This is a genomic window from Serratia sp. Sp408, assembly GCF_057180665.1.
Genome location: NZ_JBXUFT010000007.1, coordinates 150,297 through 169,497, shown reverse-complemented (window position 1 = coordinate 169,497; position 19,201 = coordinate 150,297). Strand labels below are relative to the sequence as shown.

The 19,201-nt window shown below is 57.5% G+C and carries 16 protein-coding genes; 8 read left to right on the top strand and 8 right to left on the bottom strand.

Annotation, left to right across the window (positions count from 1 at the left end; all coding sequences use genetic code 11):
- Positions 1-76: 76 nt before the first annotated feature.
- The 6 genes from argD to ppiA form a co-directional block, all read right to left on the bottom strand.
- Positions 77-1,297 carry a bifunctional acetylornithine/succinyldiaminopimelate transaminase gene (gene argD, locus AC2AXP_RS18780; protein ID WP_039992454.1) on the bottom strand — a complete coding sequence of 407 codons (1,221 nt, stop codon included), beginning with the start codon at positions 1,295-1,297 and terminating at the stop codon, positions 77-79.
- A gap of 132 nt (positions 1,298-1,429) precedes the next feature.
- Positions 1,430-2,005, bottom strand: coding sequence for an aminodeoxychorismate synthase component II (locus AC2AXP_RS18775; RefSeq protein WP_198773714.1), 576 nt, complete (start codon positions 2,003-2,005; stop codon positions 1,430-1,432).
- Between the two features lie 58 nt (positions 2,006-2,063).
- Positions 2,064-3,587 (bottom strand): helicase HerA-like domain-containing protein, encoded by a 1,524-nt coding sequence (locus tag AC2AXP_RS18770; RefSeq protein ID WP_004956288.1) that lies wholly within the window; start codon positions 3,585-3,587, stop codon positions 2,064-2,066.
- 130 nt (positions 3,588-3,717) lie between these two features.
- Entirely contained in the window at positions 3,718-4,443 is a 726-nt protein-coding gene (gene btsR, locus AC2AXP_RS18765; RefSeq protein WP_004956291.1) for a two-component system response regulator BtsR, read from the bottom strand.
- Positions 4,443-6,128 carry a sensor histidine kinase gene (locus AC2AXP_RS18760; protein ID WP_004956293.1) on the bottom strand — a complete coding sequence of 562 codons (1,686 nt, stop codon included), beginning with the start codon at positions 6,126-6,128 and terminating at the stop codon, positions 4,443-4,445. Before AC2AXP_RS18760 ends, btsR begins: the two co-directional genes overlap by 1 nt.
- 168 nt (positions 6,129-6,296) lie before the next feature.
- Positions 6,297-6,866, bottom strand: a complete 570-nt coding sequence (gene ppiA / locus AC2AXP_RS18755; RefSeq protein WP_004956296.1) for a peptidylprolyl isomerase A — start codon at positions 6,864-6,866, stop codon at positions 6,297-6,299.
- A 320-nt stretch (positions 6,867-7,186) separates the two neighbouring features.
- Here ppiA and AC2AXP_RS18750 point away from each other — a divergent pair, with 320 nt between their 5' ends.
- From AC2AXP_RS18750 to tsgA, 6 genes are all read left to right on the top strand, one after another.
- Positions 7,187-7,492 carry a PTS sugar transporter subunit IIB gene (locus AC2AXP_RS18750; protein ID WP_039991347.1) on the top strand — a complete coding sequence of 102 codons (306 nt, stop codon included), beginning with the start codon at positions 7,187-7,189 and terminating at the stop codon, positions 7,490-7,492.
- Positions 7,493-7,511: 19 nt separating this feature from the next.
- A complete protein-coding gene (locus tag AC2AXP_RS18745; RefSeq protein WP_004956302.1) occupies positions 7,512-8,837 on the top strand; it encodes a PTS cellobiose transporter subunit IIC in 1,326 nt (441 codons plus the stop codon).
- A gap of 24 nt (positions 8,838-8,861) precedes the next feature.
- Positions 8,862-9,200 carry a PTS lactose/cellobiose transporter subunit IIA gene (locus tag AC2AXP_RS18740; protein WP_004956304.1) on the top strand — a complete coding sequence of 113 codons (339 nt, stop codon included), beginning with the start codon at positions 8,862-8,864 and terminating at the stop codon, positions 9,198-9,200.
- A complete protein-coding gene (locus tag AC2AXP_RS18735) occupies positions 9,197-10,507 on the top strand; it encodes a 6-phospho-beta-glucosidase (protein WP_484381868.1) in 1,311 nt (436 codons plus the stop codon). Before AC2AXP_RS18740 ends, AC2AXP_RS18735 begins: the two co-directional genes overlap by 4 nt.
- Positions 10,508-10,991: 484 nt before the next feature.
- On the top strand, positions 10,992-11,972 hold the full coding sequence (locus AC2AXP_RS18730) for a LacI family DNA-binding transcriptional regulator (RefSeq protein ID WP_484381871.1): 981 nt from the start codon (positions 10,992-10,994) through the stop codon (positions 11,970-11,972).
- A gap of 185 nt (positions 11,973-12,157) precedes the next feature.
- Positions 12,158-13,342 (top strand): MFS transporter TsgA, encoded by a 1,185-nt coding sequence (tsgA, locus tag AC2AXP_RS18725; protein WP_484381867.1) that lies wholly within the window; start codon positions 12,158-12,160, stop codon positions 13,340-13,342.
- A 120-nt stretch (positions 13,343-13,462) separates the two neighbouring features.
- On the opposite strand, the gene AC2AXP_RS18720 is transcribed toward tsgA, so the two are convergent.
- Together AC2AXP_RS18720 and codB are read right to left on the bottom strand one after the other, a co-directional pair.
- On the bottom strand, positions 13,463-14,746 hold the full coding sequence (locus tag AC2AXP_RS18720) for a cytosine deaminase (RefSeq protein ID WP_484381866.1): 1,284 nt from the start codon (positions 14,744-14,746) through the stop codon (positions 13,463-13,465).
- Entirely contained in the window at positions 14,733-15,986 is a 1,254-nt protein-coding gene (gene codB, locus AC2AXP_RS18715; RefSeq protein ID WP_484381865.1) for a cytosine permease, read from the bottom strand. The genes AC2AXP_RS18720 and codB overlap by 14 nt, the downstream gene beginning before the upstream one ends.
- 324 nt (positions 15,987-16,310) lie before the next feature.
- Here codB and nirB point away from each other — a divergent pair, with 324 nt between their 5' ends.
- Together nirB and nirD are read left to right on the top strand one after the other, a co-directional pair.
- Positions 16,311-18,860 (top strand): nitrite reductase large subunit NirB, encoded by a 2,550-nt coding sequence (gene nirB, locus AC2AXP_RS18710; protein WP_039991348.1) that lies wholly within the window; start codon positions 16,311-16,313, stop codon positions 18,858-18,860.
- Positions 18,857-19,192 carry a nitrite reductase small subunit NirD gene (gene nirD / locus AC2AXP_RS18705; RefSeq protein WP_004956321.1) on the top strand — a complete coding sequence of 112 codons (336 nt, stop codon included), beginning with the start codon at positions 18,857-18,859 and terminating at the stop codon, positions 19,190-19,192. Before nirB ends, nirD begins: the two co-directional genes overlap by 4 nt.
- Positions 19,193-19,201 lie beyond the last annotated feature (9 nt).

The window sequence follows — 19,201 nt, the reverse complement described above, 5'->3', positions numbered from 1 at the left end:
GACCGGCATTTTTATGCGCCGTTTACCGTGGGCACAGTCGGACATCCGATACCGTCTGCCGACCGCCAGTGGGTAGCTACCCGGCGTTGATCACGTCCTGAACCGCCAGCTCAAACAACGCCATACCGTCGGCAATATCTTGCGGCTCAACGACCAGCGACGGCGCAAATCGGATCACGTTCGGCCCGGCATTTAAAATCATCAGGCCACGCGCGGCGGCCGCGGTGAGGAAATCACGTGCCTTGCCGTGGTAAGGCGCCGTCAGTTCGGCGCCGATCAACAGCCCCATACCGCGAATCTCGCTGAAAATACGGTATTTTTCGCCAATGTCCCGCAACGCCGCAACATACAGCGTATGACGCTGTTCGACGCCGCTCAACACTTCGGCGGTATTGATCACGTCCAACGCCGCCTCCGCCACCGCGCAGGCCAGCGGATTGCCGCCATAGGTGGTGCCGTGGGTACCGACTTGCATCACCGAAGCAATCTCCTCGGTGGTCAGCATGGCGCTGACCGGGAAACCGCCGCCCAACGCTTTGGCGGTGGTCAGAATATCCGGCGTCACACCGTAGTGCATATAGGCGAACAGCTTGCCGCTGCGCCCCATACCGCTTTGCACTTCATCAAATACCAACAGCGCCTGGTGGCGATCGCACAGTTCACGCACACCTTGCAGGAACTGCGCATCCACCGGAGTAATACCGCCTTCGCCCTGAATCGGCTCCATCACCACCGCGCAGGTGTGATCGTCCATCACCGCCTTGACCGCCGCCAGATCGTTGAACGGTACATGCACGATGTCGGCCGGCTTCGGCCCGAAGCCGTCGGAATACTTCGCCTGGCCGCCAACCGAGACGGTAAACAGCGTACGGCCATGGAACGCGTTATAAAACGCGATGATTTTGGTTTTGTACGGGCTGTGGCGGGTAATGGCATAGTGGCGCGCCAGCTTGAATGCCGCTTCGTTGGCTTCGGCGCCGGAATTGGCGAAGAACACCCGATCGGCGAAAGTCGCGGCGATAAGCTTGCTGGCCAGGCGCAGCGACGGCTCGTTGGTAAAGACATTGCTGGTGTGCCACAGGGTTTCACCCTGCTGCTTCAGCGCCGCCACCAATGCCGGGTGGCAATGCCCCAGCGCAGTCACCGCAATACCGCCAGAGAAATCAATATACTCCTTGCCGTTGCTGTCCCACACTCGGCTGCCCTTGCCCTTGACGGGGACAAACTGGGCAGGTGCATAAACAGGCAGAATAACCTGGTCGAACGTATTGCGGCTGACTGGGTATTTTTCGGTCATTATTGGGTCCACCCTGAACGTGATCGGATTTTCAATGTTGCCATTAAGTGAAAATATAATCACAAAATATGCATAAAAAACCAATCAAGGGCAAACCTAAATCGCCAAAAAAGGAAAAAAACTCATAACCGGTTAACTTTTAAGGAAATTATCCAGCAGTTGGTGCCCCTGCTCGCTGAGAATGCTTTCCGGGTGAAACTGCACCCCTTCCAGCGCCAGCTGACGATGGCGGATCCCCATGATTTCGTCAGGTTCGCCGTCGCGCTCACTCCAGGCGGTTACCTCAAAGCAGTCTGGCAACGTGGCGGCTTCCAGCACCAGCGAGTGGTAACGGGTTACGGTCAACGGATTGTTCAGCCCAGCAAAAACGCCGCCGTTATGGTGCCGAATGGCAGAGGTCTTGCCATGCATCACCTGACGGGCGCGTACCACCGTGGCGCCAAACGCCTGCCCCAACGCCTGATGGCCGAGGCATACGCCCAAAATGGGCAGCCTGCCGGCAAAGTGGCGAATGGCAGCAAGAGAAATGCCCGCCTCATTCGGCGTGCACGGGCCGGGTGAAATCACCAGTCGCTGTGGCGCAAGCCGTTCAATATCGGCCAGTTGCAATTCATCGTTGCGCTTGACCAACACTTCGGCGCCCAACTGGCAGAAGTATTGGTACAGGTTGTAGGTGAAAGAGTCGTAGTTATCAATCAGCAGCAGCATGACATGTCCAGGCAGAAAAAAGCTGCGCTAGTTTACTGCCGCTGACGAAATTTTCCGCTTACTTTTTACGGCCGCCCATAATCGATCCCAAAACGCCGCGCAAAATCTGCTTGCCGAGGTCGCGAGCCATGCTCTTGGCCGCCGTTTGAACAATACCATCGCGCTTGCCGCCGCGTGGACCGGTAGAGCCGAACAGCAGATCGTTCAACCCGCCCATCAGGCCACCACCGGCTGCATCCGCCGCCGGTTTCTGTGCCGGTTGCCCCGGCGGTGGCGTGCCTACGGTGGCGAAACCTTCCGAAGACAGTTTTTCATAGGCGGACTCGCGATCGACCATATCTTCATAGCGACCATACAGCGGCGATTTATTGATCGCGCTGTTGAGCCCGTCGGCACCCAGCATGCCCATCTTCGATTCCGGCGCGATGACCATTGCCCGCTCCACCACGTTGGGCCGCCCTTTTTCATCCAGGAACGACACCAGCGCTTCACCGACGCCCAGTTCGGTAATCGCCGTTTCCGCATCAAAGTCGGGGTTGGCGCGCATGGTCTGCGCCGCCGCCTTCACCGCTTTCTGATCGCGTGGCGTAAAGGCACGCAGCGCGTGTTGCACACGGTTGCCCAACTGGCCCAGCACGCTGTCGGGAATATCCAGCGGGTTTTGCGTAACAAAATAGATGCCGACGCCTTTTGAGCGGATCAGACGTACCACCTGCTCAATCTTGGTCAGCAGTGCCGGCGGCGCGTCGTTGAACAACAGATGCGCCTCATCAAAGAAAAATACCAGCTTCGGCTGTTCCGGATCGCCCACTTCCGGCAAATGTTCAAACAGCTCGGCCAGCAGCCACAGCAGAAAGACCGAGTACAGTTTTGGCTGGTTGATCAGTTTGTCTGCCGCCAACAGGTTGATGTTGCCGTGGCCATTGGCATCGGTTTTCATCAGATCGTTAATGTCGAGCATCGGTTCGCCAAAGAACTGATTGGCACCCTGCTCTTCCAGCGTCAATAGCCCGCGCTGAATGGCGCCGACCGAAGCGGAGGAGATATTGCCGTATTGGGTCTGGAACTGCTTGGCGTTGTCGCCGACGTACTGCACCATGGCACGCAGATCTTTCATATCCAGCAGCAGCAAGGCGTTGTCATCGGCGATTTTGAACACCAACTGCAACACACCGCTTTGCACCTCGTTCAGATCCAGCAGACGCGCCAGCAGCAGTGGGCCAAGATCGGATACGGTGGCGCGGATCGGGTGGCCTTTTTCACCGTAAATATCCCACGGAATAATGGTACAGGCTTGCGGTTGCCAATCGGTGACGCCGATCGCCGCCAGCCGCGCCTGCAGTTTTTCATTCGGCACCGCCTCGGTGCCGATACCCGACAGATCGCCTTTAACGTCCGACAAAAAGACCGGCACACCGAGGCGCGAGAACTGCTCGGCCATTTTTTGCAGCGTCACGGTTTTACCGGTACCGGTCGCGCCGGTGATCAGACCGTGGCGGTTGGCCAAGGCCGGTAAAATCACCAGATCCTGCACTGGTTTTCCGTCTTTCATCGCTTTGGCGATAATCCGTGCTTCACTCATTTTCTTTTCCTTTGACGCTGACGCGGCGCAAACGCGCCTGTAGATGCCATAAAGCTATAAGCGCGGCCCGATCGCGTCAAGGGCAAACGAAACGATGTGTCGGCAAGCGTGGCGTGACGCCAGCCCGCTATTATCCCCGCAGCCCCAGTTCCTCTTTCAGCGACTTAAGATAGCGGCGGCTGACCGGCACCGGGTCGCCGACCGGCATGATCATTTCTGCCGCGCCGCTGTCGTCAAAGCGTATTTCCCGTACCTGCTCCAGATTGACCAGATATTGCCGATGGCAACGCACCAGCGGCGTGCGATTTTCCAGCGTACGCAGCGTCAGTTCGGTAAAGCACTCCATACCGTCATTGCGCACCACGTAGACGCCGCTTGAGCGCGAACGAATGGCGACCACCTCCTCGAAACGCAGCAGGTAAATACGGCTATGGCCGGTGCAGGGGATGTATTTCAGGTATCCCTCGCTTTCCGGCAGTGCCGCAATGTCCTGCGGTACACGGCGCTGTTGCAGTCGTTGCAAGGTTTTGTTCAATCGTTGCGGCTCGGCCGGTTTTAGCAAGTAGTCGAAGGCATGCTGCTCAAACGCCTGCAAGGCGTATTCATCATAAGCGGTGAGAAATACAATGTACGGCATTCGGTTCGGGTCAAGCATACCGACCAACTCCAGCCCGCTGATACGCGGCATCTGAATATCCAGAAACACCACGTCCGGTTGCAGGCGGTGGATCTGGCTGATGGCCTCTATCGCATTGGCGCTTTCGCCGACGATGGTTACGCCATCCTCCGCGTCCAGTAAATGGCGCAGGTTGTCACGGGCCGAGGGTTCATCGTCGACAATCAATACATTCAGCATCAGGCCGCCCTCGTCATCGGTAGGTGAAGCGTGATACAGGTATAGGTTTCCGGTTCGCAACAGACCTGCACGCCATAGTCCTCGCCATAACGCACGCGAATACGTTTATCCACCAGATTCATCCCCAGGCCGTTTCCTGGCGTTTTCGCCTGAAACAAACCGGCGTTATCGGTGATCTGCAATAACAGCCGGTCCCCTTCACAACGGGCGCCGATGTCGATCCTGCCGATCCCCAGCAAATGCGATGTGCCGTGTTTGATGGCGTTTTCTACGATCGGCTGCAACGAAAAGGCCGGCAGGCGCACCGCCAGCAATGCCTCCGGCAACGACACGGCAATTTCCAGCCGATCGGCAAACCGCGCCTTTTCAATTTGCAGATAGGCATTTACATGTTCAATTTCATCCGCCAACGTCACCTCGTCGTCCGAACGCTTAAGGTTCTTGCGGAAAAACGTAGACAGATATTGCACCAGTTCACAGGCGCGATCGCCGTCACGGCGGATCACCGCCACCAGCGTATTGAGCGCGTTAAACAGAAAGTGTGGGTTGACCTGCGCATGCAGCAGCTTGATTTCCGACTGCGCCAGCAACTGCTTGTGGCGCTCATACTGGCCGGCCATGATCTGCGCCGACAGCAAGCTGGCGATGCCTTCACCCAGCGTGCGGTTGATGGTGCTGAATAACCTGCTTTTCGGCTCATACAGTTTGATGGTGCCGATTACCCGCTGATTTTCGCCACGTAGCGGGATCACCAGCGTAGAGCCCAGCTTGCAATTGCTGCTGATCGAACAACTGTACGACAGCTCGTTGCCGTCGGCATACACCACTTCGTTATTGTCGATGGCGCGGTGAGAATGCGCGGAAGAGATCGGCGTCCCCGGCAGATGGTGATCGTCGCCAATGCCGATGAACGCCAACAATCGATCGCGATCGGTAATCGCCACTGCGCCGATGCCCAGCTCCTGGTAGATAATTCGAGCCACTTTCATGCTGTTTTCCCGGTCAAATCCCTGGCGCAGAATGCCTTCGGTACGTTCAGCCAGCTTCAGCGCCTTGGAGGAAAAGGCGCTGGTGTATTTTTCGAACATGGCGCGCCGATCCAGCAGGATTTGCATGAACATCGCCGCTCCCACGGTATTGGCGATCAGCATCGGCAAGGCAATGTGCTCCACCAGCCGCAGCGCTTCACCGAACGGCCGGGCAATGGCCAGAATAATCGCCATTTGCAGCACTTCGGTAGCAAAGGTGACGCCGGCGACAAACAGCGGATTGAACAGCAAATCGATCCGGCCGCGACGCATCGCCGCGCTGTGCACCAGTCCCCCCACCAGGCCTTCGGCAATGGTGGATACCGCACAGGCAACATCGGTCATGCCTCCCAGCGTGTAGCGGTGCAGCCCACCGGTCAGCCCTACCAGAAAGCCGACCGACGGCCCGCCCAACAGACCGCCCAGCACCGCGCCAATGGCGCGCGTATTGGCGATCGAGTCTTGGATATGCAAACCGAAATAGGTGCCCATGATGCAAAACACCGAAAAGATGACGTAGCACAGCAACTTATGCGGCAAACGGATCGTCACCTGCATCAGCGGGATAAACAGCGGGGTCTTGCTTAATAAATAGGCAATAACGAGGTAAACGCACATTTGCTGCAGTAGCAGCAAAACCTGGTTGAATTCAAACATAACAGCGGCTCATCCTGAACAAGAACAGCAGATAAACGCCGGGTATCCGGTCTGGTTATAGGATGGCGATTAAAGCATGTACGAATGAATAAAACAGTGATGCAGGCAAAGCTTCGAACGGGAAGGGCAACGCACGCCGGATCCCGAGAGGGAACCGGCACAAAAAGCTTAAGGCAGGACTTTGGCCGACAAAATGACTACCGGTTTGGTAGGGACATTCTGATAAGGTCCGACGTTGCCAGTCGGCACCTGAGAAATCTTGTCTACCACTTCCATGCCCTTCACCACTTTGCCAAAGACCGCGTAGCCAAAATCACGCTGGCCGTGATCGAGGAAGGCGTTGTCCGCCACGTTGAGGAAGAACTGGCTGGTGGCGCTGTCTTTATCTGCCGTACGCGCCATGGAGATGGTGCCACGCAGGTTGCGCAGGCCGTTGTCCGCTTCATTCTTGATCGGTGCCTTTGTCGTTTTCTGCTGCATGTCTGAGGTGAAACCGCCGCCCTGCACCATAAAACCAGGAATGACACGGTGGAAAATGGTGTTGTTGTAAAAACCGCTGTTCACGTAATCAACGAAGTTTTGGGTTGATACCGGTGCTTTCTGACTGTCGAGCGCCAATTCGATATTCCCGGCCGAGGTGGTCAGCATGACGTGGGTTTCACCAGCGGCGAAGGCGGCAGGTGCCATTGCTGTCAGGGAACACAGCGCAACGAAGGTCACTAAAGTACGTTTGAACATGAATGGGTCCTTTCTCTGAGAGACAAACAACGGAAAAGCGCATTGATTCTAAAGAGCTGTACCGGTGAGTGCCAGCCATTTACTTATATTTACTCAAATGTGGGACCTTTCTGACGCCGTCCCGCTTTTCTTGCCAAAAGTATGATCGTCTCACTCATTTTTGCCAAGCCGGTCACGCATTATTTGCCTGCTTGGCGGCTTCGATGATTTTTGCGAGCCACCTCCCGTTTTGATTTTTGGTTCCCGCTACCCTTAGCAAAATGAGAGCGCTCTCATTTAGCCGGAGCCAATAAAAATGACGTCTTCAACGGAGAGTAATGATGAAAAGAATAGTGCTGTGCTGTGCGGCGGGAATGTCCACCAGCATGCTGGTCAAACGCATGCAGGACGAAGCGGTGAAACGCGAACTGGCTATTGAAATCAAGGCGGTGCCCGCCGCCGAGTTTGAGGCCGAACTGCCCACCGCAGACGTCGTCCTGCTGGGGCCGCAGGTCAAATACGAACTGGCACGCTTTAACAAAATCGCAGAGCCGTACGGCTTGCCCGTCGCGGTGATCGACATGATGGATTACGGCACCATGCGTGGCGACAAAGTGCTGGATCACGCCCTCAACCTGATCGCCTGACGCGGCGGCGGAGAACATCATGAGCCTGTATGCATCCCTTATGCGCGTGGTGGAAAACCATATCGCGCCGTTGGCCGGCAGGATCGGCAGCCAGCGCCATATCATTGCCATTCGCGACGGTTTTATCTGTGCCATGCCGTTTCTGATTGTCGGCAGCATCATGCTGATCGTCGCCAACCCGCCGTTTGACGCCAACACCACCTCCAGCTTCGGCCGCGCCTGGCTCGGTTTTGCCAAAAGCCATTGGAACACCATCACCATGCCGTTCTTTATGACCATGGGCCTGATGAGCGTGTTTGTTGCCGTTGGCACCGCCTACAGTCTGGCAAAGCACTATGGTCTGGACGCGCTGACCGCAGGTTTGCTGTCGCTGATGGCATTCCTGCTGACCGCAGCGCCGCAGGTCGACAACAAGATGTCGCTCGATTTCCTGGGCGGCCAGGGGGTGTTCACCGCCCTACTGTGCGCCATCTGGTCGGTGGAACTGATCCGTTTGTTAAAGAAATACAACATCACGCTGCGTATGCCGGAACAGGTGCCACCGGCGATTGCCCGTTCATTTGAGCTGCTGTATCCGGTGGTCGGCATTTTGTTGACGGTATACCCGCTAAGCATTCTGATGCAGAGCGAATTCCAGCTGCTGCTGCCGGCTGCAATCATGCAGCTGTTCCAGCCGCTGATCGCCGTCGGCGATACGCTGCCGGCCATTCTGCTGGCGGTGTTGATCGCCAACCTGCTGTGGTTCGCCGGCATTCATGGTGACAATATCGTTACCGGTCTGCTCAACCCGATTTTTATGGCCAATCTGGCCACCAACGCCGCGCTGGTGGCGCATGGCGATCCGACCAGCCAAACGCTGACCGCGCCCTTTTGGTCATTTTACGTCTGCATCGGCGGCTCAGGCTCCACGCTGGTGCTGGCCTTGCTGTATCTCCGCAGCCGCTCCGTTCATTTACGCACCATCGGCAAACTGAGCGTGGTGCCGGCGGCGTTCAACATCAACGAACCGCTGCTGTTTGGTTCACCGGTGGTGATGAACCCGACGCTGTTTATCCCGTTGATGGTGGTGCCGGTGATCAACGCCACCCTGGCCTATTTCGCCCTGCACTGGGATTTGGTGGAAAAAATGGTCGCCATGGCGCCGTGGACCGCACCTGCCCCGCTCGGCGCCATGATTTCTGCCTCGTGGGACATTCGCGCCGCGCTGCTGGTGTTGCTGCTGATGGCGATCGATCTCGCCATTTGGCTGCCGTTCTTCAAAGTCTATGAAAAACAGTTGCTGGCGCAGGAGCAGCAACAGGCCAAAACCGAGCGCGCCGCGTCCGATGCGGCGGCCGCACAATAACAGGAGAGTCGCGTGAGTGAAGCCATGGCTGCAGACAGCCCTGATTTTGAAAGCACGATTATGGAGCTGCTGGTATTGGCCGGCAGCGCACGCAGCAGTGCATTGATGGCGCTGCAACAGGCGCGGGCCGGCGAGTTCAACGCCTCCGCCGCGCATATGGCCGACTCGAAAGAGGCGGTACAGCAGGCGCATCGCATTCAGACCCGGCTTATCAGCCTGGATGAAGGCTGCGGCAAACTGCCGATTAATCTGATTACCGTCCACGCCCAGGACCATTTGATGAATGCCATGGTGATTCAGGATCTGGCCGACGACATGATTGAACTTTTTCGCCGTCAGGCGCAACGGGAGACCGCTTTATGAATTCGCTGAAAATCGCCATTATCGGTGGTGGCAGCAGCTACACGCCGGAGCTGGTTGAAGGCCTGATCCAGCGCATTGACCAACTGCCGGTCAGCGAACTGGCGCTGGTTGACGTCGAGCCGGGTCGTGAAAAAGTGGCAATCATCGCCGCGCTCACCCAACGTATGCTGGCGCGCCATGGCTTGGCACAGGTGAAAGTCAGAGTGCATTTTGCGCTGGACGAAGCGATTCGCGGCGCACGGTTCGTATTAACCCAGTTCCGCGTCGGCCAGTTGCCGGCACGCGCCGCCGATGAACGCCTGGGGCTGAAGTATCACCTGATCGGCCAGGAAACCACCGGCGTCGGCGGCTTCGCCAAGGCGCTGCGCACCATTCCGGTGATGCTGGACATTGCACGCAAGGTTGAGCAATTGGCACCGGACGCCTGGATCATCAATTTTACCAACCCGGCAGGCATGGTAACCGAAGCCGTTTCCCGTTATACCAAGGCAAAAATCATTGGCTTGTGCAATGTACCCATCAGCATGCATCACATGATAGCCAACATGCTGCAGGCACCGTATCAAGATCTTCAACTGCGCTTCGCCGGGTTGAATCATATGGTCTGGGTGCATCAGGTACTGCAAAACGGTCGCGACATGACCGGCAAAGTGATTGATATGCTGTGCGACGGCGCGGCGCTGACCATGAATAATATCAAGGAGGAACCATGGCCGCCCGAGTTCCTACGGGCTCTGAAGGCAATCCCCTGCCCGTACCACCGCTATTTCTACCAGACGCAGGAGATGCTGGACGAAGAGATCGCCGCCGCCGCCGACCGCGGCACCCGCGCCGAACAGGTGATGCAGGTGGAAAAAGAGCTGTTTTCCCTGTATGCCGATCCGCATCTCGATAGCAAACCGGAACAGCTCAGCTTTCGCGGCGGCGCCTTCTACTCTGAAGTGGCGCTGGAGCTGATTCGTGCGATCCATAATAATCTCGGCACGCAATTGGTGGTCAATACCGCAAACCGTGGCGCCATTCGCGGTTTGCCAGACGACGCCGTGATAGAAACCAACTGCGTGATTGATGCACAAGGCGCTCACCCGCTGGCCTTCGGCCCGATGCCGGATACCATGCAGGCGCTCACCCAGCAGGTAAAGGCCTACGAGCGACTGACTATCGAGGCCGCAGTGCATGGCGATCGCCGCAGCGGCTTGCTGGCACTGGTGACACACCCGCTGATTGCCAGCGCCAGGATCGCGCAGCCGCTGCTGAACGACGTACTGGCGGCCAATAAGGCGCATTTACCGCAGTTTGATGATTAAATGGACGTCGCAGCGGCAAGCATAAGAAGCCCGGGGAGCTTGGCCGTACCACGTGACCAGGGTTCGCGTGTACAAACAACAACGAGGCAGCTCGAGAAAACCGGGGGGATACCCAATGGATGTCGAGTTGCATCCAAGCGGCAAGCATAAGAAGCCCGGGGAGCTTGGCCGTACCACGTGACCAGGGTTCACGTGTACAAACAACAACGACGCAGCTCGAGAAAACCGGGGGGATACCCAATGGATGTCGAGTTGCATCTAGGCGGCAAGCATAAGAAGCCCGGGGAGCTTGGCCGTACCAAGTGACCAGGGTTCGCGTGCGCAGCCAACAACGAGGCAGCTCGAGAAAACCAGGGGGATACCCAATGGATTTCGAGTTGCATCTAGGCGGCAAGCATAAGAAGCCCGGGGAGCTTGGCCGTACCAAGTGACCAGGGTTCGCGTGCGCAGCCAACAACGAGGCAGCTCGAAAGACGAAGGGTATATGGTGACACTGGAAGATGTAGCCGCTCTGGCGGGCGTATCCCGCGCCACGGTATCGCGCGTGGTCAATGGCGACAGCAACGTCAAGGCGCCGACGCGCGAAAAGGTTGAACAGGCGATCGCACAGTTGAGGTATACCCCCAATCCCGCCGCGCGTGCGCTGGCGTCCAGCCACAGCAATACGCTGGGCTTGGTAACCACTTCTTATCGTGGCGGCTTTTTTGGCATGCTGATGGATTTTGTGCAAGGTGAAGCCGAAAGCCACGGCAAGCAGCTGTTGGTGACACAGGGGCGCAACAGTGCGCAAAACGAGCTGCACGCCATCCAGCGGTTATTCAGTCTGCGCTGCGACGGGGTGATTTTGCATGTGCGTTACCTCAGCGACCAGCGCTTACGCCAGTTGGCGGATGAGCGGCATCGCTTTGTACTGCTCGACCGTCTGGTGCCCGGGTTGGAAGATCGCTGTGTGACTTTTGACCATGCGCGCGCCAGCCGCATGGCGACGCAGCAGTTGATTGATGCAGGTCACCGGCGCATCGCCTGCATCAGTGGGCCGCGCCAGCGTGCCTCCAGCCGGTTACGCATACTGGGGTTTGAGCTGGCGATGCAGGCGGCGATGCTGACCCCGCTGGCGTGTCTGGAAGGCGCGTACGACCTGGAAAGCGGCTATCGGTGTGCCGATCGGCTGTTACGCGCAGCCCCCCTGCCAACGGCGATATATTGCTGCAACGAAGAAATGGCCATCGGCGCGCTGTTAGCGATTAACGAGCATCGCCTGAGCGTGCCACAGGATATTGCGCTGATCAGTTATGACAGCGGCGAACGGGCGCAATTTATGCGTCCGGCGTTGACCAGCGTGCACTTCCCGATTGCCGAAATGGCGCAATTCGCAACCCGTTTGCTGATCGCACCGGAAACGCCGGCGGTGACGTTCACGCCCATCGTGATTCCACGTGATTCAATTGCCGCACCAGCGGCATAAGTCACGAGATCCCCGACGGCAATTACATTCATTGCACCAAAAATAAAACAAGCATCACATAAAATGCCCTGAGCTATGCTAGGATCCGCCTCCTGGCAGCCGGATCGAACGTTTACTGCGTAGACCCAGAAAACGCGGCATCCCCCTGTCCATAGACCAATCCACATACCAATCAGGCTTATTCAATGAATGATAGCAACCGTATCCGGCTTACCTGGATCAGCTTTTTTTCCTATGCGCTGACCGGTGCTTTAGTGATCGTCACAGGGATGGTGATGGGAAACATTGCAGAATATTTTAACCTGCCGGTTTCCAGCATGAGCAACACCTTCACCTTCCTGAATGCAGGCATTTTAATCTCGATTTTTCTTAACGCCTGGCTAATGGAAATCATCCCGCTCAAGCGTCAGTTGATCTTTGGTTTTCTGCTGATGGTACTGGCGGTTATCGGCCTGATGGTCGGCAAAAGCCTGACCATGTTCTCCATCTGCATGTTCATTCTTGGCGTGGTCAGCGGCATTACCATGTCGATCGGTACCTTCCTGATCACCCATATGTACTCCGGTCGCCAACGCGGTTCACGCCTGCTGTTTACTGACTCATTCTTCAGCATGGCCGGGATGATTTTCCCCATCGTCGCCGCCATGCTATTGGCGCGTCATATCAGTTGGTATTGGGTGTACGCCTGTATCGGCCTGCTGTACGTGGCAATTTTCGTGCTGACCCTGTGCTCCGACTTCCCGGTTCTGGGCCACAAGGGCGATGAGAGCGGCGCCCCGCTCGCCAAAGAAAAATGGGGGGTTGGCGTGCTGTTCCTGTCGATCGCCGCGCTGTGCTATATCCTCGGCCAGTTGGGCTTTATTCAATGGGTACCCGAATACGCCACCAAATCCTTCGGTATGGACATCAACCAGGCCGGCAAACTGGTCAGCGACTTTTGGACGTCTTACATGATTGGCATGTGGGTGTTCAGTTTCGTGCTGCGCTTCTTTGACCTGCAACGCATTGTCACCGTGCTGGCGGCACTGGCTACCGGTGCCATGTACCTGTTTGTCAGCAGCGATAACCCGCAGCATCTGGCTTACTACATCATGGCTCTGGGCTTCGTTTCCAGCGCTATCTACACCACGCTTATCACCCTCGGTTCTCTGCAGACCAAGGTGTCTTCGCCGAAACTGGTCAACTTCATCCTGACCTGCGGCACCATCGGCACCATGCTGACCTTTGTCGTCACCGGCCCAATCGTGGCCAAGGGTGGCGCGCATGCCGCACTGACGACCGCCAACGGTCTGTATCTGGCGGTATTCGTGATGTGTCTGCTGTTGGGCTTTGTGACCAAACATCGCAGCCACGGTCACGTCACCAACTGATATCCTCACAGAGCCGGTGGGACAGAAGACACCCCCACCGGCAGACTCTGCCCACGCCCTACCCTTATCAACAGCCAAAAAGGGCGCTTATCGCGCCCTTTTTTTTAACCTGTCAGCCGATTAGCGTCGGAAATCGACCTTTTCTTCGCTGGACAGATATAGCGTGGTTTCCGCTGGGCGCGTTTCGGCTATTACCGCACCCTGGCGAATGGAGTAGCGCACCGGCGTCTGGCGACGTACCGCGTCAAAGCCGCTTTCCGCCGGTAAAATCACCAGGTTGGCACTGTTGCCCGCCGTCAGGCCGTAATCCTGCAATTGCAGCGTACGGGCGCTGTGGCTGGTAATCAGCTTCAGCCCGTCATCAATCTGACCGTAGCCCATCAATTGACACACGTGCAGCCCCATATGCAGCACCTGCAACATATTGGCGGTGCCCAGCGGATACCACGGATCGAATACGTCGTCGTGGCCGAAGCAAACGTTAATCCCTGCCTCGAGCATCTCTTTTACCCGCGTGATACCACGACGTTTGGGATAACTGTCGAAACGCCCCTGCAGATGAATATTGACCAGCGGGTTGGCGACGAAATTGATGCCGGACAGCTTCAGCAGGCGGAACAACCGTGAGGTATAGGCGCCGTTGTAAGAGTGCATCGCCGTGGTATGGCTGGCGGTGACCTTGTCGCCCATTTCCAGCTTCAGCGCCAGCGCCGCGACGGTTTCCACAAAGCGTGACTGCTCATCGTCAATTTCATCGCAGTGCACATCCACCAGCCGATGGTATTTTTGCGCCAGTGCGAAGGTTTTATGCAGCGACTCCACGCCGTATTCGCGGGTGAACTCAAAGTGCGGAATGGCGCCGACCACGTCCGCGCCGAGGCGCAGTGCCTCTTCCAGCAACGCTTCGCCGTTGGGATAGGACAGAATACCTTCCTGCGGGAAGGCGACGATCTGCAGCGTGACCCACGGCGCGACTTCCTGTTTCACCTCCAGCATGGCTCGCAGCGCGGTCAACGTGGGATCCGACACATCGACGTGAGTGCGCACATACTGGATGCCATTGGCGATTTGCCATTTCAGCGTTTGCCAGGCGCGCTGTTTGACGTCTTCATGACTCAGCAACGCCTTGCGTTCCGCCCAACGCTCAATACCTTCAAACAGCGTGCCAGACTGATTCCAGGCCGGCTGCCCGGCGGTCTGGGTGGTGTCCAGATGGATATGCGGCTCGACGAATGCCGGCAGCGCCAGCCCGCCCTCGGCATCCAGCGTATCGCTGCGCCACTCCTGCCCTTGCGGTTGCGGAATGATATGGGCGATGCGCCCCTGCTCGATCGCCAGCTGCCACAGCCCTTCGTGCCCGCCGAGGCGCAGGTTATCGATATATTTCAAATTATTCACCGGCATGCTGCTCCTTGATATGTTGTATGAACTGGCGGTTTGCCAGCAGGTTCAGTACGGCATAGCTCAACGCCGCGCCCAGTACCGCATTGATCGGCACGATGCCCGGCAACCAGTGCCCCGCCGCAACGCCAATCGCCACCGCCAGAATCGCCACCCAGTTGACGTTCATCATCCGCGCCTGTGCAAACGCCAGATAACGCTGCCGGTTAGCCAGATAATCGACAATGATCACACCGCCAATCGGCGGAATGGCCGCCGACAGAAACGTCAGCCAGCCAACGAAGTTATTATACAGCCACAGTGCGCTGAGCGTGCCGATGGCGCCGTTGATCATCGACAGGGTTTTGCTCGACCAGCCGGTAATGTTGGCGAATCCCAACCCGGAAGCGTACAGCGCGTTGTCGTTGGTGGTCCAGATATTCAGTCCCAGCACCACGATTGCCGGCAACAATAGGCCCTGCGCAAACATCACATCGGAAATGTCGGCCATGCCGAGCGTCGCGGCGCCGGCGGCGCCAAAAATGAACATCAGCGAATTACCGAGGAAGAAGGCCACCAGCGCCACCAGCACCGCCATTTTGGCGCTGCGGCCAAAACGCACGAAGTCTGCGGTCAAGGTACCGGCGCTGATAAACGAACCGATCACCATCGCCAGCGCAACGTTAAAATCCAGCGGCTGCGCCGGCATGATGTGGCGCACCGCATCCATACCGCCAGCGTGCTGCACCGCCAGCCACACCGAATAGCTGCCGAGCAAGGCAATAGCCGGCACCGCAATGGCAGAGAGAATGGTCAACGCAGAAATGCCGAAAAACACCGTGATGGTCATCAACACGCCAGACAGCGCAATCAGCCAGTTGACGTCCCAGCCGGTGGCCTTGCCGACCGGGATGGCAAACATCGCCACGCCAACGCCGAACCAGCCGACCTGCGTCCCACCCAGCAACAGCGAAGGCAGCCACGAGCCGCGCACGCCAAAAGAAAAACGCGCCAGCAGGTGGGTGGTCAGCCCGGTCTTTGCACCAATATAGCCCAGGCAGGCGGTGTATACGCCCAGCAGCAGGTTGCCGATCAGCACCGCCAAAAAGAAATCGTGATAGTTCAGCCCGGTGCCCAACGCGCCGCCGGTCCACATACTGGCAGAGAAAAAAGTCAGCCCCAGCATCACAAACGTCAATGCCATCGCCCCTTTACGCGCCGCTGCCGGCACTTGCTGCTGACTGAAATTATTATCCGGTGTCATGCGTGGTGTTCCTCCCCTGTGCTGATAAAAAAACCGCCGCAGTTTATAACGCGACGCGTCGAAAGCAATCGTTTTCGTCAAGCAATGGCTGTGCCAGCTTCGGCGGTAGAGCGAAATACTTCAGCACTACTCCAGAATAAGTACGACTACCTTCAACTGGCACGATTCAGCCAAAGTTGAATAAAAACCGCAACTTATCAATTATCGATAAAAATCATCGATATAACACCTTAGAGGTATATGAAACTACTCTTGATTTACATCAATAAGTCGCCGAGCGGGAGGAATAAGGTAACGCTAGGAAATCAGAATTTTGAGGCAATAATGAGCAGAGTCAAACTTGCTATCATCGGTAATGGCATGGTCGGCCACCGGTTTATCGAAGACCTGCTGGATAAAGCAGGCCCTGACCACTTCGACATCACCGTTTTTTGCGAAGAACCCCGCATCGCTTACGATCGCGTACACCTGTCGTCCTATTTCTCGCACCATACCGCCGAAGAGCTTTCGCTGGTGCGCGAGGGATTTTACCAAAAGCATAACGTCAACGTGCTGGTGGGCGAACGCGCCATCACCATCAACCGCGGCGAAAAGGTGATTCACTCCAATACCGGCCGCACGGTGTACTATGACAAACTGATCATGGCCACCGGCTCCTATCCCTGGATCCCGCCGATCAAAGGCGCCGAAGGCCAGGACTGTTTCGTTTACCGCACCATTGAAGATCTTAACGCCATTGAAGCCTGCGCGCGCCGCAGCAAGCGCGGTGCGGTGGTCGGTGGTGGGCTGCTCGGTCTGGAGGCCGCCGGTGCACTGAAAAGTCTGGGCGTCGAAACCCACGTGATCGAGTTTGCGCCGGTGCTGATGGCCGAACAGCTCGATCCGATGGGCGGCGATCAACTGCGTCGCAAGATTGAACGCATGGGAGTCAAAGTCCACACCGGCAAAAACACCGAGGAGATCGTCCACAGCGGCCAGAACGCACGCAAAACCATGCAATTTGCCGACGGCAGCGCGCTGGAAGTCGATTTTATCGTGTTCTCCACCGGTATCCGCGCCCAAGACAAGCTGGCGCACCAGTGCGGGTTGGCAACCGCGCGCCGCGGCGGCATCGTTATTAACGACAGTTGCCAGACGTCCGATCCGGACGTGTATGCCATCGGCGAATGCGCCTCATGGCAGGAGCGCACTTTTGGCCTGGTGGCGCCAGGCTACAAAATGGCTCAGGTGGCGGCCGATCACCTGCTGAACCGTGAAAATACCTTCTGTGGCGCCGACATGAGCGCCAAGCTGAAACTGTTGGGCGTCGACGTCGGCGGCATCGGCGACGCGCACGGCCGCACCGAAGGCGCCCGCAGCTACGTCTACCTGGATGAAAGCAAAGAGGTTTACAAACGCATCGTGGTCAGCGCCGATAACAAAACGCTGATCGGCGCGGTACTGGTCGGCGACACCAGCGACTACGGTAATCTGCTGCAACTGGCACTGAACCGCATCGAACTGCCGGAAAACCCCGACAGTCTGATCCTGCCTGCGCACGCTGGCAGCAAGCCGGCCATCGGCGTCGACTCCCTGCCGGAAAGCGCGCAGATTTGTTCCTGTTTCGACGTCAGCAAGGGCGACATCATCAACGCGGTAGCCATGGGCTGTCATACCGTGGCAGCCATCAAGGCCGAAACCAAGGCCGGCACCGGCTGCGGCGGCTGTATCCCGTTGGTTACCCAAGTGCTGAATGCCGAGCTGAGCAAGCAGGGCATTGAAGTCAACCATCACCTGTGCGAACACTTCGCCTATTCTCGCCAGGAGCTATACCACCTGATCCGCGTCGAGGGCATCAAGTCCTACGACGCATTGCTGGCAAAATACGGCAAAGGCTACGGTTGTGAAGTCTGCAAGCCGACCATCGGCTCGCTGCTGGCCTCCTGCTGGAACGAGTACATTCTCAAACCGCAGCATACGCCGCTACAGGATACCAACGACAACTTCCTCGGCAATATTCAGAAGGACGGCACCTACTCGGTGATCCCGCGCTCCGCCGGCGGCGAGATCACGCCAGACGGCCTGGTGGCGATCGGCAAGATAGCCAAGGAATACAACCTCTACACCAAAATGACCGGTTCACAGCGTATCGGCATGTTCGGCGCACAGAAAAACGATCTGCCGGCCATCTGGGCCAGGCTGATTGACGCCGGTTTTGAAACCGGCCACGCCTATGCCAAAGCGCTGCGAATGGCGAAAACCTGCGTTGGCAGCACCTGGTGCCGTTACGGCGTTGGCGACAGCGTCGGCTTTGGCGTGACGCTGGAGCACCGCTACAAAGGCATTCGTACCCCGCACAAAATGAAGTTCGGCGTTTCCGGCTGTACTCGCGAATGCGCGGAAGCACAGGGTAAGGACGTCGGTATTATCGCCACCGAAAACGGCTGGAACCTGTACGTCTGCGGCAACGGCGGCATGAAACCACGCCATGCCGATTTGCTGGCGGCCGACCTCGATCGCGAAACGCTGGTACGTTACCTCGACCGTTTCATGATGTTCTACATTCGCACCGCCGATAAGCTGCAACGTACCTCGGTATGGCTGGAAAGCCTCGATGGCGGCATCGATTATCTGCGCAAGGTGATCGTCGACGACAAGCTGGCTATCAACGCACAGCTGGAAGCGGAAATTGCCCGCCTGCGCGAAGCGGTGATCTGCGAGTGGAACGAAACCGTACAGCACCCTGAATCTCAGGGACGTTTTGCCCACTTTATCAACAGCAGCCAGCGCGACCCGAATGTACAAATGGTCGCCGAGCGCCAACAGCACCGTCCGGCTCGCCCTGACGAACGCATCCCGGTCACGCTGCTTGAAACCGAGGAGAACATTGCATGAGCCAGTGGATTAACGTTTGCTCAATCGCCGATATCCTGCCCGCTACCGGCGTGTGCGCCCTGATCGGCGAACAGCAGGTGGCAGTGTTCCGCCCCTACGCCGACGAGCAGCTGTTCGCCATCAGCAACATCGACCCATTTGCCCAGTCGAGCGTGCTGTCACGCGGCCTGATCGCCGAACACCAGGGGGAGTTATGGGTGGCCAGCCCGCTGAAAAAACAGCACTTTCGCCTACACGACGGCTTCTGCATGGAAGATGAAAGCCGCTCGGTAATGGCGTTCCCCTGCCGCGTGGTCGACGGCGTGGTGCAGGTTGCCAGCGCTGGCCGGTAAGCGCTGGCC

Excerpts from the sequence above, each read along its gene's own strand:
- tsgA (WP_484381867.1), top strand. The coding sequence starts at position 12,158 with ATGAATGATAGCAACCGTATCCGGCTTACCTGGATCAGCTTTTTTTCC.
- AC2AXP_RS18775 (WP_198773714.1), bottom strand. The coding sequence starts at position 2,005 with ATGCTGCTGCTGATTGATAACTACGACTCTTTCACCTACAACCTGTAC.
- AC2AXP_RS18770 (WP_004956288.1), bottom strand. The coding sequence starts at position 3,587 with ATGAGTGAAGCACGGATTATCGCCAAAGCGATGAAAGACGGAAAACCA.
- nirD (WP_004956321.1), top strand. The coding sequence starts at position 18,857 with ATGAGCCAGTGGATTAACGTTTGCTCAATCGCCGATATCCTGCCCGCT.
- argD (WP_039992454.1), bottom strand. The coding sequence starts at position 1,297 with ATGACCGAAAAATACCCAGTCAGCCGCAATACGTTCGACCAGGTTATT.
- AC2AXP_RS18740 (WP_004956304.1), top strand. The coding sequence starts at position 8,862 with ATGGCTGCAGACAGCCCTGATTTTGAAAGCACGATTATGGAGCTGCTG.
- nirB (WP_039991348.1), top strand. The coding sequence starts at position 16,311 with ATGAGCAGAGTCAAACTTGCTATCATCGGTAATGGCATGGTCGGCCAC.
- AC2AXP_RS18745 (WP_004956302.1), top strand. The coding sequence starts at position 7,512 with ATGAGCCTGTATGCATCCCTTATGCGCGTGGTGGAAAACCATATCGCG.
- codB (WP_484381865.1), bottom strand. The coding sequence starts at position 15,986 with ATGACACCGGATAATAATTTCAGTCAGCAGCAAGTGCCGGCAGCGGCG.
- AC2AXP_RS18720 (WP_484381866.1), bottom strand. The coding sequence starts at position 14,746 with ATGCCGGTGAATAATTTGAAATATATCGATAACCTGCGCCTCGGCGGG.
- AC2AXP_RS18735 (WP_484381868.1), top strand. The coding sequence starts at position 9,197 with ATGAATTCGCTGAAAATCGCCATTATCGGTGGTGGCAGCAGCTACACG.
- AC2AXP_RS18750 (WP_039991347.1), top strand. The coding sequence starts at position 7,187 with ATGAAAAGAATAGTGCTGTGCTGTGCGGCGGGAATGTCCACCAGCATG.
- AC2AXP_RS18760 (WP_004956293.1), bottom strand. The coding sequence starts at position 6,128 with ATGTTTGAATTCAACCAGGTTTTGCTGCTACTGCAGCAAATGTGCGTT.
- ppiA (WP_004956296.1), bottom strand. The coding sequence starts at position 6,866 with ATGTTCAAACGTACTTTAGTGACCTTCGTTGCGCTGTGTTCCCTGACA.
- AC2AXP_RS18730 (WP_484381871.1), top strand. The coding sequence starts at position 10,992 with ATGGTGACACTGGAAGATGTAGCCGCTCTGGCGGGCGTATCCCGCGCC.
- btsR (WP_004956291.1), bottom strand. The coding sequence starts at position 4,443 with ATGCTGAATGTATTGATTGTCGACGATGAACCCTCGGCCCGTGACAAC.